The sequence below is a fragment of the Reinekea sp. G2M2-21 genome, from assembly GCF_015687175.1.
Lineage (GTDB): Bacteria > Pseudomonadota > Gammaproteobacteria > Pseudomonadales > Natronospirillaceae > Reinekea.
In genome coordinates, this window is sequence record NZ_JADPQG010000001.1 from 671,023 (window position 1) to 686,031 (window position 15,009).

Sequence of the window (15,009 nt, forward strand, 5' to 3'; positions counted from 1 at the left end):
AATAGGCCTAAGAAGTGGGTTGTAGGTTGATCTCAAACTACTTTCCACCCCGCTGAAAATCCTTCCTGACTTTTTAATTTCCAATGCGTGTAAGCGGTTGCCCTCCACTAAACTGAGCCGCAATTAAAACTGTCATGTATGACGTTGGTCCAGAACCAGGTCAGAAATTGTTAAGGGGTTTGCAATGGCGAATTATGAGCTTACGTCGAAAGTCGCTCATCTACGCAAGATTTCCAGGAGCTTTGTCGATTACCGCGGTGTTGAGGCTGAGGTTCCGTTTGAGAATATTGAATTAATACTGAAAGCGATGGGTTACGACCTGGATAATGATCAGAAGTTAGGTCATGACGCATGGCAGCTGGATACGCATCAATGGCACACTCTGTTGGAACCCATCACGGTCCTTTCGCCATTACGCGACTATTGGGGTATTAATGTCTATGTCAAAGACTATGAGTTAAGTAGTACGGGTAGCTGGCGAATAGAAACTGAGCAGGGTGATGTCCTTGAGGGTCAGTTCAATCTGGAGTTCTTAACGCAGACTGGCGACTATTGGATGGAAGGGGTGCAGCATGTTCGACGTATCGTACCTCTGCCGACAGATTTGCCATTGGGTTACCACACCATTCAAGTAACCGTGAATGACGCACAGATGGCTACATCGCTGATCGTGACCCCTAAGACCAGTTATCATAACGAACCCATGCATCGCGGTGACAAAACCTGGGGTACGGCAATACAGCTGTATACTCTGCGATCTCAGAATAACTGGGGCATGGGTGATTTCAGTGACCTTGCGCAGTTGATGAAAGATATGGCGGCGCAAGGTGCTGACGTGATTGGCCTGAATCCGATTCATGCGCTCTATCCGATCAGTCCCGAGCATTGCAGTCCTTATAGTCCCTCAAACCGAAGTTTTCTCAATGTTTTGTACACCGACGTAACCGCCGTCCCAGAGTTTGACGAATCAGCCGCGTTGAAGCGTAAAATCGCCAGCAAAACGTTCGCCGCACGCGTTGCACAGTTACGTGAAAGTGATGATGTTTTTTACCCAGGCGTCAGTGCACTTAAGTTTGAATGTTTTGAACTGTTGTTTGCTGCATTTAAGAAAAATCATCTTGGTCAGGGAACCGAGCGTGAGGCCGCTTTTAATCGCTTTGTTGAAGAGCAAGGTGAGCCTTTACAGAATCAGGCTTTGTTCGACGCACTTCTGGCACATTTTAAGGCGCTGGACATCAATGCCTGGGGCTGGCCTGTTTGGCCAGAGGCCTATAAAGATCATAAGTCCGCTGAAGTGGCTGAATTCGCAGCACAGAATGAAGAAGCGATCACCTACTGGATGTATCTGCAATTTATTGCCGATGAACAATTACAGCAGGTCGATCAGCTGGCGAAAGATCTAGGCATGAAAATTGGCTTGTACCGAGACCTCGCGGTTGGAGCCGATCGTGGAGGTGCTGAAGTCTGGGGAAATAAAGAAAACTTTTGTCTTGATGCAGCGGTGGGTGCTCCACCGGATGCATTGGGGCCCAATGGTCAAAACTGGGGCTTACCGCCGCTCGACCCGATTAAACTGAAAAATGAAGGATATCAGACCTTTATTACGCTTTTGCGCAATAATATGCGGGCTTGCGGAGCCTTGCGGATTGATCACGCCTTGGCTCTGTTGCGTCTGTGGTGGTGCCCGCCCGGGAAAACGGCAGCTTTTGGGGCTTATGTTTACTACGATTTGTTTGATCTTCTGGGTATTCTTAACCTCGAATCGCAGCGCAATCAGTGTATGGTTATCGCTGAAGACTTGGGGACGGTTCCGGACGAGATCACTGAATTTTTTCCGAAAGCAGAACTCTATTCAAACAAGGTCTTTTATTTTGAAATTGATGATGTGAGTTGTACCGAACCAGAGCAATACGCTCCTAAAGCCCTGGCAATCGTTTGCAACCATGATATGCCCACCGTTAAGGCTTATTGGAACAAGAGTGATCTTGATCTGCGCAAACAGCTCAATATGTTTGCCAGTGAGCAAGATTATCAGGACGAATGCGCTGCCCGTGAAAAAGCGAAGCGATTAATTCTTGAAGCGCTGGCAAAACATGGCCGCTTACCTACTGGTATTACCACCAATCCAGATGATCTTGACGAGATGACGCAAGATCTGTGTTTCGCCATTCACCAACATCTGGCCTCCAGCGCGTCGCAGATTATTGCTGTTCAGCTGGAAGATATGATGTTGATCAATAAGCCTGTCAATATCCCGGGTACCAGTGACGAATACCCAAACTGGCGACGAAAACTGTCGCAAAGCAGTGAGGAATTGTTTGAGCGAAGCGATATCCAGGCATTTTGCCAAAAAATTAACCAATTGAGAGCAAATTAGATCGCCGTTCAAGGCGAATTCTGATGTTGGTCGAAAAACAACCTGAATTAGGTCGATGCTCTGAAACCCAGGTATATCCTGGGTTTTTTATGGTTTTGAGATGACATATATCATTAACTCGCACTTTAGACTGGACATTGGTTGTATAATTACGGCTATAATGGCCTTCATCGACTGATTTCCAGATTTACGCTGAAATAAAACTACAAAACAGCGAAACAGGTGTTGATAATCCCTTGGGGTTTACATCTGCACGGTCCCAAAGCGCTGGCGCTATTGGGTAACGGTTAAGATTACGACAAAACGAGTGGAAGCTGATGGCAAGTATCAAATTTGAAAAAGTGATAAAAAGCTATGGTGATGTAAACATCATTAAAGGCTTGGATTTAGATATCCATGATAAAGAATTCATGGTTCTGGTTGGACCTTCTGGTTGTGGTAAGTCTACGACGCTACGGATGATCGCCGGCCTTGAAGAAATCACCGATGGTAAGCTCTACATTGGCGATCGTGTGGTGAACACTGTGCACCCTAAAGATCGTGATGTTGCCATGGTGTTTCAGAGTTACGCTCTGTACCCACACATGACGGTTTATGAAAACATCGCGTTCGGTTTACGTCTGCGCAAGATGGCCAAAGATGAAATCGATCGTTTGGTTACTGAAGCGGCAGAAACGTTAGGCTTGGCTCACTTGTTGGATCGTAAGCCAAAAGCTTTGTCTGGTGGTCAGCGTCAGCGTGTTGCTTTGGGTCGCGCTATCGTTCGTAAGCCTTCTGTGTTTCTGTTTGACGAGCCTTTATCAAACTTGGATGCAGAACTTCGTGTTCAGATGCGTGCCGAAATTGCGAACTTGCAAAAACGTCTGGGTATTACCTCTGTCTATGTTACGCACGATCAGGTTGAAGCAATGACTATGGGCGACCGTATTGCAGTATTGCATGATGGAAACCTGCGTCAAGTTGGCTCACCTTTGGATCTGTACGATACTCCGGCAAACGTATTTGTTGCTCAGTTCATTGGTACCCCTAATATGAACATTCTGAAAATGAATGTCTCTGAAGACGGTAAGCAGCTGGTGCACGCGGATGTCACCATCAATACTCCGGACAACTGGAAAGAAGGCGTTGAAGCCCGTAAGGGAAAAGAAGTCTTTGTTGGTTTCCGTCCTGAGCATGTGCGTGGTTCGGAAGAACATGAGTGGAAAAACACCGCCGTTATCAATGGTAAAGTGAGTATTGTCGAAACGTTGGGCCATGAAGTGGTCGTGCATATGTCTCTGGATCATGAGAAGAAAGAGTTTATCGCGAAGATGGACGTGCACAAGACGCCACAACTGGGTAGCACAGTAGAACTGCATATCAATACCGATAAGTTGCACCTGTTCGATGGTGAAACCGAAGAGCGACTGTAATCTGCCTCGGATTGCTTAGCGGAAAAAGCCGACGTTTATGTCGGCTTTTTTGTCCTTGTCGCCCGTACTTGTTTATATTTGCACAGTACTGACAAGCTGACTGTGAAAACGGGCACGCTCAATGTTAAGAGAAATGGTTACACTAGGTTGTATTCGACTTAATCTGAGGTAGGAATGAAATTTCAAATCGCGTCACCCAGTCACTATTTTACCGATCTCCGCTTACCTTGGTCCCGGCATCTGAACGATTGGCCGGAAGAGCATTTTGTCGAAGTCGCCCGTGGCATACATCGCAACGTAGTGAAGTTCATTTCCCACAAAGATCAGGTGTATGCGCTAAAAGAATTAGCGACACCCATTGCCCGCAATGAATATCGGTTGTTACGTGAACTGGAGGAATTGGGGCTGCCAGTAGTCGAGCCAGTGGGTTTGGTGACACATCGGGATGAAAACGTCAGTGCCGCGCAATCGAACGGCGCCGCACCGACCACGAGTGTTGAAAATCGTGGTTTGCTTATTACCAACTATCTTGTCGGTGCGCTTCCATATCGAATCATTATTCAGCAAGGCATTTCGCCGGAGCAAATGCATCAGATGTTGGACGCCTTGGCGGAACTGTTGGTTCGTTTGCACCTATCGGGTTTTTATTGGGGAGATTGTTCCTTTTCCAATGCGTTATTTCGCCGGGATGCTGGACTGATGGCGGCGTATCTGGTTGATGCGGAAACCGGTGAATTACTCGATGAATTGACTGATCGTCGGCGGGAATTTGATCTGGATTTAGCCCATACCAATATAGCTGGCGATTTAATGGACCTGGAAGCGTCAGTGGGCTTGCCGGGTCAATTAGACCCAGTAGATCTGGCAGATTCGCTGGTAGAGCGTTACCGAAATTTGTGGGCTGAGCTGACACGTTCAGATGTGTTTGATCCTGAAGATCAATATCTGATTGAAAAACGCATCAGCCGGCTTAACGAATTAGGCTTTGACGTTGAAGAAATGGAGATCACCACAGTTGATAACGGGAAGCAAGTTAAGATGGTCCCGAGAGTTGTGGAACACTGGCATCATAAGCGCCGACTGGCGTCGCTGACCGGCCTGCAGGTGCAGGAAAATCAGGCTCGTCGATTATTGAATAGCTTGAACCGATACCGGATTATCTTGTCTGAACAAGATGGTCGGGATGTGCCTTTGCCTGTTGCCGCCTATCGGTGGATTGCGGAAGTGTTTAACCCATCCGTACAAACCATTCCTCATGAGTTGAAAGGGGGGCTTGATGATGCTGAGCTTTTTCATGAAATACTTGAGCATCGCTGGTATCTCAGTGAAGCAAGCGGTTCAGATGTGGGAATGCCATTTGCCTCAAAGAGCTATGTCGAAAACGTCCTGAAGAAGCGCGTTTAGCTACCCCTGGCTGCGGCTACGAGAGGATATGGGTCAATGAGTCCTTTACAGTCGGGAATCTGAACTGGTAGCCGGTTTCCAGTAATCTGGACGGTAAAACAAACTGTCCTTCCAAAAACAGGGTTTTCATTTCGCCAACCGGTCTAAACATTATTTCCGGTATTTTGAAGTAAAGGGGTCTTCCCAGCTGAGTTGAAAGGGTCTTCATGAGTTTGTCATGGCGAACGGGGGCTGGTGACGTTAAATTAACTGCCCCCTCGATTTTGTGCGTTATGATGTGTTTTAAGCCACCAAGCCAATCCGTGTGATCAATCCACGACACGCCCTGCCCACCGGAACCCATAATTGCGCCAACACCTAATCGTGTACTCAGGATGAGTGGTTTCAGAAAGCCGCCAGCGGCCGAAAAAACCAAGCCAGTGCGCAGTACGGTTGTTCTCTGTGCAAAGTTGGATGCCCGAAGGGCTTCAGCCTCCCATTGCTGGCAAAGTTGGGCACTGAAATCATCTCCAGGCGGAGCCGTTTCGGATACTGCCTCGGCACCGGTACCGTAGAACCCGATCGCTGATCCGGAAATAAAGTGTTCACAAGTCACCTCATTGCGTTTCAGCGATTCAACCAGTTGATGAGTCAAGTCGATTCGGGAAGAGCGCAGTATACGTTTACGGCTAGGAGTCCATGGGAATCCGGCAATCGGGGCACCTGCCAGGTTAATCACTAACGCAAAATGTCGGGTCAGGGGACTGAGATCATCAAATGTGTTGACCTGATGATGGGCGAGGGTGTTAATTTTATGTTTTAGCGCAATGGTCGTATAGCCATCACTATTGAGCAGCTCGCAGACCGATTGGCCCAGCAATCCGGAGGCGCCAGTAATTAGTGCATAGGGTTTCGACATTGAATTTTTCTCCTGTTGCACCCACTTATACGGGCTGTTTCAAATGAACGTTCACTTTAATGAGGTAAGTTTATGGCAAATGCTCTCGAAATATCGAGTTTGGTGAAGGTATATGACAACGGCTTTACCGCATTGAAGGGGATTGACCTCACTGTTCAGGAAGGCGACTTCTTTGCTCTGTTGGGTCCTAACGGGGCGGGTAAATCCACTTCTCTGGGTATCGTTTCATCGTTAGTGAATAAAACCAGTGGTGATGTCAGAGTAAACGGCTATGACCTAGTCAACCAACGCGAGCAGGTTAAGCGAAGCCTAGGCGTGGTCCCTCAGGAATTTAATTTCAACGCCTTTGAGAAAGTGTTCGACATCATCGTGCAGCAAGCCGGTTATTACGGGTTGAATCGCAAGCAGGCTGCGGTTAAAGCCGAAGAATACTTGAAGAAACTGGATTTATGGTCAAAAAAGGACACTCAGGCACGCATGCTGTCCGGCGGTATGAAACGTCGGCTGATGATCGCCCGTGCATTGGTTCATGAGCCGAAAATTCTGATTTTAGATGAGCCGACGGCGGGCGTGGATATTGAGATTCGTCGTTCTATGTGGACTTTCTTGACTGAATTAAATCGCCAGGGCACGACAATTATCCTGACGACTCATTACCTTGAAGAGGCTGAATCCCTATGTCGAAATCTCGCTATTATCGGAAAGGGTGAGATTATTGCCCAGGGACCCACGAAAGAATTGTTGAAAGATAAGGATCGGTCAACTTTTGTCGCCGATTTTTCGCAGAGTCCTGAATCATTACCAGAAAGTTTCAGTCAATTTGATGCACAACTCACTGGCGATGGAAGTGTGGAATTTCATATCAAACGAGGAGAGAGCCTGAATCAGGTGTTCGCACTCTTCGACCAGTATAATTTACCCATATTGAGTATGCGGCCTAAGACCAATCGTCTTGAGGAATTGTTTGTGGATTTAACCGAAAATCAGCCAGAAACCGGGAGCAAAGTATGACACATCCGTATTGGGTAGCCTTTTCATCGATTGTTGTGAAAGAAGTAAGGCGTTTTCTGCGTATCTGGCCTCAGACTTTGTTACCACCTGCCATCACCATGGTGTTGTATTTCGTTATTTTTGGAAATCTGATTGGTAGTCGTATCGGGGAGATGGGCGGGTTCGACTACATGCAATTTATCGTCCCTGGTTTGATCATGATGACCGTCATTACCAACGCCTACGGTAATGTGAGTTCCAGCTTTTTTTCCAATAAATTTCAACGTTCTTTGGAGGAACTCATGGTTGCACCGGTGCCTAACTGGGTAATCTTATCCGGTTTTGTCATCGGCGGTGTTGCCCGTGGTCTGGCATGTGGGATTATTGTCATGTTGCTAAGCCTGTGGTTTTCAAAATTAGTCGTCTCCCACATATTCGTCACAATTTCCGTCATTTTGTTAACGGCTATCGTGTTTTCGATTGCGGGTTTGATTAACGCGATATTCGCGACGAAGTTTGATGATGTGACCATTGTGCCGACCTTCATTTTAACGCCATTAACTTATTTGGGTGGCGTTTTTTATTCTGTCAGTCTGTTGCCCGAGTTCTGGCAATGGGTCAGCAAGTTGAATCCGATTTTGTATATGGTTAATACCTTCCGATATGGCATTATCGGTGTCTCTGATATTCCGGTGGCAACCGCTTACGCCATGCTTGGTTTGTTCGTGATTGTGCTGGGAAGCTGGGCAATGTATTTACTTAACACTGGACGCGGTTTACGCACTTAAGGATCCGCTATGACTACACCTGAGAATTCACCACTGGGGAAAACCAGTGCCTATATTGATCAGTACGATGCAAGTCTATTGTTTCCAATTGCCCGACAGGAAAAGCGCGATGAGTTGGGCATTGAAAAGAAATTGCCTTTTCATGGCGTTGATATCTGGAATGCTTATGAACTGTCATGGTTGAATGACAAAGGGAAACCGGTTGTTGCCTTAGCGGAATTTTTTATACCTGCCAGCAGCCCGAATCTCGTTGAGTCGAAGTCATTTAAACTTTATTTGAATTCATTTAATCAAACGCGCTTTCAAAGCGTTCAACAAGTCCAGAAGTTACTGGAAAACGATCTGTCTGTCGCCGCAGGTGCCTCGGTGAAGGTCACCGTTGTCATGCTGCAACAAGCGGGTAGCAGTGCCGATATTCAGTCGATTGACGCTATTTGTATTGATGAGTTGGATGTTGAAATTTCAGACTACCAAACTAAGCCGGAACTGTTGTCCACGGAAACAGGGGTCGTTCATGAACGGTTGTGTTCGCATCTGTTGAAGTCCAACTGTTTGGTGACTGGGCAGCCGGACTGGGGCAGTGTGTTTATGGAATATCGTGGGCCTAAGATTAACCGTGAATCGCTACTGAAATATCTGATTTCATTTCGTCAGCATAATGAGTTTCATGAGCAGTGTGTCGAGCGCATTTTTATGGATCTGAAAGAGCGGTGCCATTGTGACGAGTTGACGGTTTACGCTCGTTATGTACGACGAGGCGGGCTGGATATTAATCCTTATCGTTCGGACGTTGCGGATGGGATAGCTGACAATACCAGGCTGGTACGTCAATAAAGCTTTGTCAGGAAAGGGGGGGGGGGCGTTTTGTGCCCCTTCCTGACGATTCCAATTATTGGATATCTTTGCTGGACAGCGATTTTTTGACTTTATCGAGGATGTCGAGAATTTTGTCCCGATCGTAATTTTTGATTTTTTCCATATCGAGGGACATGGAAAACCCTTCGAGATCCAGTTCAGTGAACGAGCGTCTCGCGCCCAAATCTTTTCGGAAATCAACCACTTGATACACAGGGATAGGTCGGCTGAAGCCTTTTGCCTTTATCTGGCCTTTTTCACGACACAGAATTCTATCCTGTACTAAGGAGTAAGTTTCGTAGGAAATTAAAATTTCGCTGGGTTCGGCTGAAGATTCCAATCGAGACGCTAAATTAACTTCTTTTCCGAGTAGGGTGTAGTCCATTCGGGTTTCAGCTCCGAAATTTCCAACAGTGCAGTATCCGGTATTGATGCCCATGCGTATTTCAAGGGGCTGTTGAATGCCCTGAGCTTTCCAACGTTGACGCAATACTTTCATATGTTTGCGCATTTCAATGGCCATGGCTACGCAGGCTTCAGCGTCTTTCTTCACTCCTTTGGTTTCCGGGTCACCAAAAAACACCATGATCGCATCCCCGATAAATTTATCGATGGTGCCGCCATACTTCATCACGATTTTACTCATCTCATTGAGGTAGGTGTTGATGAGTGCTGTCAGTGCTTCTGACTCCATTTGTTCAGACAGTTCACTGAACCCCTTGATGTCCGAAAAAAATATGACCAAACGTTTGCGTTGCGTTTCCAGCTTGGCATCGCGTTTACCGCTGAAAATATTTTCCCAGACCTGAGGTGACAGGTACTTTGACAGTTTACGCGATAGCGAACGGTATTTTTCATTTTGCTTGTACATTTCTAATCGCGCGGCTTTTAATCGGCGAGCAGATTGATTGGTGTAGTAGGCTGTTATGGCCACGTACAAGCCTGTGCCGAAACCAGCAATTAGTGATGTCATGAGCGGTGGTTCGGTAATTTTGAAGTCATTTAACAGATAGAATGTTGCAAAGGCACCGGTGGCCATAAAAGCAAGGCATAGCAGGTAAGCGAGGGCCTGCCCCATGGCGATAAAACTCGCGTTCGCCATAATCAGGATGAAAATGGAGGGCATGATGGGCATGCCCATGACGACAATTAGAACGCCGATCAGAAAAGCGTCAAACAGAATCAAGGTGTAACCCACCTGTTTAGGGTAGCGTCTGCGCAGAGGAAGGCTCAGATAGCGCATCATGGTTGGATACGCTAAACAAAAGGCGACAACCAGGGAAAAAAACTGGGAAATAGTTCCGGATGAGATCGTACTGACCAATGTTCCGGCCAAAGTTAAATAAATAATCGACCGCGAATTAAATTCAGCCGATATCGATAACACGGTAAAGTCATCAAATAATTCGAGTTCTTGTGTAGCGCTTTGATGTAGGCTTTTTACCGTCTTTTTTTGCGCGGATGGCCTCTTTTGGGCCTGCGGCTGTTTAGACATACTATTGCTCAACCTTTTATTATTCGTGCGCGAACTGTGCTGGAAAAGAAACTAGTGTGATAATGTACTGCAAAATGACAGCAAAATCATTGGCTTGGCGATGACTATTAAGAAAAAACTTACTTTGTTGGAAGGTCTGAAAAACCGGGTGTCACACCCTCGATTAACCGAACCAATGCCTACAGTCGAGGAGCTGGCTCATTGTTATGACGCTGCTTTCAGGGCCCCAGATCATGCCTGGTTACGTCCTTGGCGCTTTATTGAGTGTCGCGGGAATGAACGGGAGCAACTTGGAGCTATCCTGGCTAGTGGTTTGGAAAAGGAAATTCCTGGGCTATCTGAGCAGCAGATGGAAAAGGTTAAAAACGGCCCGTTGCGAGCGCCATTGGTTATTATCTGTTATGCGCACATCAGCGATCACCCCAAGGTTCCGGTTCTAGAGCAACAGATAGCCGCAGGCTGTGCCGCTCACAGTTTAATCATGGCGCTGTACGCACAGGGATATGGTGCTGTATGGAGAACGGGTGATGTGGCCTATTCGCAGTCCGTCAAAGAAGCGATGAAATTAGACGTCAATGAGCAGATCATCGGCTTTCTGTATGTTGGGACGCCATTGGCAGAAGATAAAGAGGTTCCAAAATTGGAAAAAGACGATTTTGTTACCTCACTTGCAGTGCAACTTGCGAAAAAGTAGACCGTAAGCTGTTGTTTTTACACGACAAAAGCCTTGAAATTCGCCATTTTTTTCGATAGAGTGCGCGCCTCGTTTGACAATACGCTGTTTTCTTCCGTTGTTTGTAGCTCAAACAACGGAAACAGAGTTGGCTAACGCAGCAAAACGGTGAGTTGTCCGAGTGGCTGAAGGAGCACGCCTGGAAAGCGTGTATACGAGAAATCGTATCGAGAGTTCGAATCTCTCACTCACCGCCAATTTGTCGGAGCATAGCGCAGTTTGGTAGCGCATCTGGTTTGGGACCAGAGGGTCGGGGGTTCGAATCCCTCTGCTCCGACCAACTTCCCTGAAAGAATTCAAAGAAAACGCGAGAGTCGGGCCGCCTGCGGACCAGGTCGAATCCCTCTGCTCCGACCAACTTCCCTGAAAGAATTCAAAGAAAACGCGAGAGTCGGGCCGCCTGCGGACCAGGTCGAATCCCTCTGCTGCGACCAACTTCCCTGAAAGAATTCAAAGAAAACGCGAGAGTCGGGCCGCCTGCGGACCAGGTCGAATCACTCTGCTCCGACCAACTTCCCTGAAAGAATTCAAAGAAAACGCGAGAGTCGGGCCGCCTGCGGACCAGGTCGAATCCCTCTGCTGCGACCAAATTCCCTGAAAGAATTCAAAGAAAACGCGAGAGTCGGGCCGCCTGCGGACTAGGTCGAATCCCTCTGCTGCGACCAACTTCCCTGAAAGAATTCAAAGAAAACGCGAGAGTCGGGCCGTCTGCGGACCAGGTCGAATCCCTCTGCTCCGACCAACTTCCCTGTGAGAATTCAAAGAAAAGACGAGTGTCGGGCCGTCTGCGGACCAGGTCGAATCCACTGCGCCGACCAACCTCTCAGTTAGAATCTAAACTTGCCACAATAGCAAGAAAATACGATAGACGGGCAGGCTCCCGACAAGCGCAGTTTGAACTTTAGGATGTCACTCGTCGGAGGGTCATGCAACCATCGGCGCTGTGTTCAGGGTTGTCGAGACTAGCAGGCGCCATCAGCCTTTAATGAATGCGTCAATTCGTTCCAATGGAATATGATCGCTAGTGTTGCGTCCATACCAGGTATCTTCGATTTGCCCTTTTTCGTTGATCAGAAAATCAGCTGGAACCAGTGTGACGTGAGGGTTTGGTTTTGGGCGTCCGCCTTTCATGATCCCTTTCAGAATGCGCGGAAATCGGAACAGTAGGGCTTTCCACAAAGCGCTGGCACTTTTTTCAACACCATATTTGTTGTAAATGGATAAATCTGGGTCAGAAACCAGTCGGAAAGGTCGTGGGTATCGGGCGACGTGTTCACGTACCTCATTCGCAGGCGAGCTGAATACCGCAATCACTTCAATGCCTTGTTGCTGCCATGCTTTGTATTTGTGCGTGAATTCATAGACTCGGAAGTTGCAGAAAGGACAGGCGGCGTCTCTGAAAAAACTCAGAATGACTTTTTTGCCTTTCAATTCCTGCAGTGAAAGGGCTTTTCCATAGACGTCTTTGGTGGCGAAGGTTATTGCGTTCAAGGGTGCGGTTAAGCGCATTTGATATATCCAAAATAGTAACGAAAAACAGCCTATTCGTACGCGATGCTGATAATTTCGGATGAGTTTTAGGTCGCTGAAGGTTACAGAGGTTTGTCAATTCTGGAATTATTGGTGGGAAAGTATGCCGCTAAGAGGCGTATGGGTAGCTATGTGCGTCGAAACAATATAGACGTATTTAGATAAAGTGACGTGGGCATTCATGGATTGAGCGGTAAAAGTTATGGTGCTTTAGCTGTGATGGTTGGTCCCGGATACTGCATGATTCCGGGTCCCAGAGTCCTTTCAAGAATTCCTTTTCGAGTCAGCATCCTGCTGCCTCTCCTTAAATATTCCCTAATCCTTGTATTTCTTTTATCAGCCTTCGGTTTCGCCTAAACGAATGGCTGCTCTATTGCTTTCAAGAGTTGACGGTCCAATGCCTGGTACATTCAGCAAATCTTCAACTGCGCTGAACGGGCCGAATTCTTCTCGATACTCGACAATCGCCTGTGCTTTTTTCAGACCAACACCTTTTAAAAGGTCTGCAATTTTTTCAGCACTGTCTGTGTTGATGTCGACATACAGCACAACCGCTTCAGATGAGCTTGCTGAGTCGTTGGCATCGGCAAAAACAGGTGCCGTAAACGCCAAGGTAAAGACAGCTAATAACAGGGTGATGACTTGTTTCATTTTTTCTTTGTCCTTAATTGAGTAGTGATTCGTACATTCAATGTTTTGCTACATCCTTAAAGCGAGATAAAGAATATTATTTAAATTCTTTTAAATAAAATATATATTGATAAGTATTAATATAGTGTTCCTTTGGGTGAGCATTTTGCTATTGGGCTGTTTTGTTGAGTCCAATATTGGTGTCGCGAAAAGCGTTAAGTTTTTTTCGAGAGTTCATTTGATGCGACTAATTGTTAACAATTTTGACTTGTTATTCCGTTCGATTCGTCGTATTTTGCGATTGTCTTGATAAATTGTTAACAATATGGAAATCACTCGCAGCGATAAAATTTATAAGCACCTGTTGGAGGCAATTGTCAGCGGGACTATTGCGCCCGGTAGTCGCCTGCGGGAAACCGACTTGGCTCAGGATCTGGATTGTGGACGAGGACCATTACGAGAAGCTTTGCAGCGGTTGGAAAGCCGAAAGCTGGTTAAAAAAGTGCCACATGTCGGGGCACAGGTAGTCTCTTTCGATATTGCTGAGTTGATCGAAATTTACCAGTTAAGGGAAAGCCTTGAAGCTTTGGCCTGCGAGCTGGCTGCTCAACATATGACGCAAGATGATATGGAGCATTTGCAGAGTCTGCTTCAGAGGCATCGTCAGTTTTTGACAGAGCACGATGGTGAAGCCTATATCGATCAGGATGCGGATTTAGATTTCCATTTTCAGATTATTCAATGCTCTCGAAATAGTTGGTTAATCCAATTGTTGTGCGATGAGTTGTATCACCGGGTCAGAATGTATCGGTTTCAGACCGCGCAATATCGCTCCCGGCCTTCAAAGGCTTTGCAAGAGCATCAACATATTCTAGATGCGCTGGTGAACCGAGATGGTGAACTGGCGTCCATGCTAATGAAACGTCACATTTCTGCTGCCCGACGGGCATTGGAGTCACGTCTAACAAGCGCTTTAACAGGAGAAAAAGTATGAATGCCGGAAAACGTTTTCGTCAAGCCATACACGACCATTCCATACTGCCTATTGTCGGAACAATAAATGCCTACACGGCCATGTTAGCGGAGCGCGCGGGGCACAAAGCGATTTACTTGTCTGGTGGCGGTGTCGCCAATGCCTCTTTCGGTTTACCGGATTTGGGTGTGACTTCCATGAACGACGTTGTCACGGATGCCAGCCGTATTACTCAGGCGACTGATTTACCTTTATTAGTGGATATAGACACAGGGTGGGGTGGGGCTTTCAATATTGCCAGAACCATTCGGGAAATGGAGCGTGCGGGTGTTGCCGCCGTTCATATCGAAGACCAGGTCGCGCAAAAGCGATGTGGCCATCGACCCAATAAAGAGATTGTGTCGCAAGCGGAAATGGTGGACAGAATCAAAGCCTGTGTGGATGCGCGGCAGGACAGCGACTTTTTCATTATGGCCCGTACCGATGCGTTTGCTCAAGAAGGGCTGGACGCAGCCCTTGCGAGAGCCAAAGCCTGTGTCGACGCAGGTGCCGATGGTATTTTTGCGGAAGCTGTTCATACCCTTGAAGATTATCAGGCTTTCACCAATGCACTATCGGTTCCTGTGTTGGCGAATATCACCGAATTCGGGCAAACACCGCTTTTTAATCAACAGCAATTAGCCGACGTTGGCTGTGCGATGGTGTTATATCCGCTCAGCGCGTTCCGAGCCATGAGTAAAGCAGCACTGAATGTTTATCAAAGCATTCTTGAACATGGTGATCAGAAAGCAGTCGTCGATACCATGCAAACAAGAATGGAATTGTACGATGTACTGAATTATCACGAATACGAACAAAAACTCGATGCGTTGTTCGCCAAAAATGACTGAGTTTCCGTCATAGAAAAGTTCGTAAAAAAATAAA

At 46.9% G+C, this 15,009-nt stretch carries 13 protein-coding genes and 2 tRNA genes; 11 read left to right on the forward strand and 4 right to left on the reverse strand.

Features of this window, described 5'->3' with window-relative positions; all coding sequences use genetic code 11:
• The first annotated feature begins 184 nt into the window (after positions 1–184).
• The 3 genes from malQ (at position 185) to IYN85_RS03130 (ending at position 5,193) form a co-directional block, all read left to right on the forward strand.
• Complete coding sequence (gene malQ / locus IYN85_RS03120) at positions 185–2,377, forward strand: 4-alpha-glucanotransferase (protein ID WP_196157375.1); 2,193 nt, start codon at positions 185–187, stop codon at positions 2,375–2,377.
• Between the two features lie 317 nt (positions 2,378–2,694).
• The gene (locus IYN85_RS03125) at positions 2,695–3,789 is read left to right on the forward strand and encodes an ABC transporter ATP-binding protein (RefSeq protein WP_196157376.1); all 1,095 of its coding nucleotides are present in this window, start codon (positions 2,695–2,697) and stop codon (positions 3,787–3,789) included.
• A gap of 174 nt (positions 3,790–3,963) precedes the next feature.
• Positions 3,964–5,193, forward strand: coding sequence for a DUF4032 domain-containing protein (locus IYN85_RS03130; protein WP_196157377.1), 1,230 nt, complete (start codon positions 3,964–3,966; stop codon positions 5,191–5,193).
• Positions 5,194–5,209: 16 nt separating this feature from the next.
• Here the strand turns inward: IYN85_RS03130 and IYN85_RS03135 are convergent, their stop codons facing one another.
• Positions 5,210–6,091 (reverse strand): TIGR01777 family oxidoreductase, encoded by an 882-nt coding sequence (locus IYN85_RS03135; protein ID WP_196157378.1) that lies wholly within the window; start codon positions 6,089–6,091, stop codon positions 5,210–5,212.
• A 72-nt stretch (positions 6,092–6,163) separates the two neighbouring features.
• Here IYN85_RS03135 and IYN85_RS03140 point away from each other — a divergent pair, with 72 nt between their 5' ends.
• The 3 genes from IYN85_RS03140 to queF are packed head-to-tail and all read left to right on the forward strand — an operon-like array spanning position 6,164 to position 8,703.
• Positions 6,164–7,102, forward strand: a complete 939-nt coding sequence (locus IYN85_RS03140) for an ABC transporter ATP-binding protein (protein ID WP_196157379.1) — start codon at positions 6,164–6,166, stop codon at positions 7,100–7,102.
• Entirely contained in the window at positions 7,099–7,869 is a 771-nt protein-coding gene (locus tag IYN85_RS03145) for an ABC transporter permease (protein WP_196157380.1), read from the forward strand. Before IYN85_RS03140 ends, IYN85_RS03145 begins: the two co-directional genes overlap by 4 nt.
• Positions 7,870–7,878: 9 nt before the next feature.
• A complete protein-coding gene (gene queF / locus IYN85_RS03150; RefSeq protein WP_196157381.1) occupies positions 7,879–8,703 on the forward strand; it encodes an NADPH-dependent 7-cyano-7-deazaguanine reductase QueF in 825 nt (274 codons plus the stop codon).
• A 55-nt stretch (positions 8,704–8,758) separates the two neighbouring features.
• On the opposite strand, the gene IYN85_RS03155 is transcribed toward queF, so the two are convergent.
• Positions 8,759–10,219: an adenylate/guanylate cyclase domain-containing protein gene (locus tag IYN85_RS03155; protein WP_196157382.1), complete on the reverse strand. Its 1,461-nt coding sequence runs from the start codon at positions 10,217–10,219 to the stop codon at positions 8,759–8,761.
• Positions 10,220–10,319: 100 nt separating this feature from the next.
• Here IYN85_RS03155 and IYN85_RS03160 point away from each other — a divergent pair, with 100 nt between their 5' ends.
• The 3 genes from IYN85_RS03160 (at position 10,320) to IYN85_RS03170 (ending at position 11,232) form a co-directional block, all read left to right on the forward strand.
• Positions 10,320–10,913, forward strand: a complete 594-nt coding sequence (locus tag IYN85_RS03160) for a nitroreductase family protein (RefSeq protein ID WP_196157383.1) — start codon at positions 10,320–10,322, stop codon at positions 10,911–10,913.
• 146 nt (positions 10,914–11,059) lie between these two features.
• Positions 11,060–11,149, forward strand: a tRNA-Ser gene (locus tag IYN85_RS03165).
• Between the two features lie 6 nt (positions 11,150–11,155).
• Positions 11,156–11,232 (forward strand) — tRNA-Pro (locus IYN85_RS03170).
• Positions 11,233–11,927: 695 nt separating this feature from the next.
• On the opposite strand, the gene IYN85_RS03175 is transcribed toward IYN85_RS03170, so the two are convergent.
• Positions 11,928–12,461 carry a peroxiredoxin gene (locus tag IYN85_RS03175; RefSeq protein WP_196157384.1) on the reverse strand — a complete coding sequence of 178 codons (534 nt, stop codon included), beginning with the start codon at positions 12,459–12,461 and terminating at the stop codon, positions 11,928–11,930.
• 357 nt (positions 12,462–12,818) lie between these two features.
• Positions 12,819–13,133: a helix-hairpin-helix domain-containing protein gene (locus IYN85_RS03180; protein ID WP_196157385.1), complete on the reverse strand. Its 315-nt coding sequence runs from the start codon at positions 13,131–13,133 to the stop codon at positions 12,819–12,821.
• 304 nt (positions 13,134–13,437) lie between these two features.
• Here IYN85_RS03180 and IYN85_RS03185 point away from each other — a divergent pair, with 304 nt between their 5' ends.
• Both IYN85_RS03185 and prpB read left to right on the forward strand, forming a co-directional pair.
• Positions 13,438–14,106, forward strand: a complete 669-nt coding sequence (locus IYN85_RS03185; protein WP_230390455.1) for a GntR family transcriptional regulator — start codon at positions 13,438–13,440, stop codon at positions 14,104–14,106.
• The gene (gene prpB, locus IYN85_RS03190) at positions 14,103–14,975 is read left to right on the forward strand and encodes a methylisocitrate lyase (protein ID WP_196157386.1); all 873 of its coding nucleotides are present in this window, start codon (positions 14,103–14,105) and stop codon (positions 14,973–14,975) included. The genes IYN85_RS03185 and prpB overlap by 4 nt, the downstream gene beginning before the upstream one ends.
• Positions 14,976–15,009 lie beyond the last annotated feature (34 nt).

Excerpts from the sequence above, each read along its gene's own strand:
- IYN85_RS03180 (WP_196157385.1), bottom strand. The coding sequence starts at position 13,133 with ATGAAACAAGTCATCACCCTGTTATTAGCTGTCTTTACCTTGGCGTTT.
- IYN85_RS03125 (WP_196157376.1), top strand. The coding sequence starts at position 2,695 with ATGGCAAGTATCAAATTTGAAAAAGTGATAAAAAGCTATGGTGATGTA.
- IYN85_RS03135 (WP_196157378.1), bottom strand. The coding sequence starts at position 6,091 with ATGTCGAAACCCTATGCACTAATTACTGGCGCCTCCGGATTGCTGGGC.
- prpB (WP_196157386.1), top strand. The coding sequence starts at position 14,103 with ATGAATGCCGGAAAACGTTTTCGTCAAGCCATACACGACCATTCCATA.
- IYN85_RS03140 (WP_196157379.1), top strand. The coding sequence starts at position 6,164 with ATGGCAAATGCTCTCGAAATATCGAGTTTGGTGAAGGTATATGACAAC.
- IYN85_RS03130 (WP_196157377.1), top strand. The coding sequence starts at position 3,964 with ATGAAATTTCAAATCGCGTCACCCAGTCACTATTTTACCGATCTCCGC.
- IYN85_RS03175 (WP_196157384.1), bottom strand. The coding sequence starts at position 12,461 with ATGCGCTTAACCGCACCCTTGAACGCAATAACCTTCGCCACCAAAGAC.
- IYN85_RS03145 (WP_196157380.1), top strand. The coding sequence starts at position 7,099 with ATGACACATCCGTATTGGGTAGCCTTTTCATCGATTGTTGTGAAAGAA.
- queF (WP_196157381.1), top strand. The coding sequence starts at position 7,879 with ATGACTACACCTGAGAATTCACCACTGGGGAAAACCAGTGCCTATATT.
- IYN85_RS03185 (WP_230390455.1), top strand. The coding sequence starts at position 13,438 with ATGGAAATCACTCGCAGCGATAAAATTTATAAGCACCTGTTGGAGGCA.
- IYN85_RS03155 (WP_196157382.1), bottom strand. The coding sequence starts at position 10,219 with ATGTCTAAACAGCCGCAGGCCCAAAAGAGGCCATCCGCGCAAAAAAAG.
- malQ (WP_196157375.1), top strand. The coding sequence starts at position 185 with ATGGCGAATTATGAGCTTACGTCGAAAGTCGCTCATCTACGCAAGATT.
- IYN85_RS03160 (WP_196157383.1), top strand. The coding sequence starts at position 10,320 with ATGACTATTAAGAAAAAACTTACTTTGTTGGAAGGTCTGAAAAACCGG.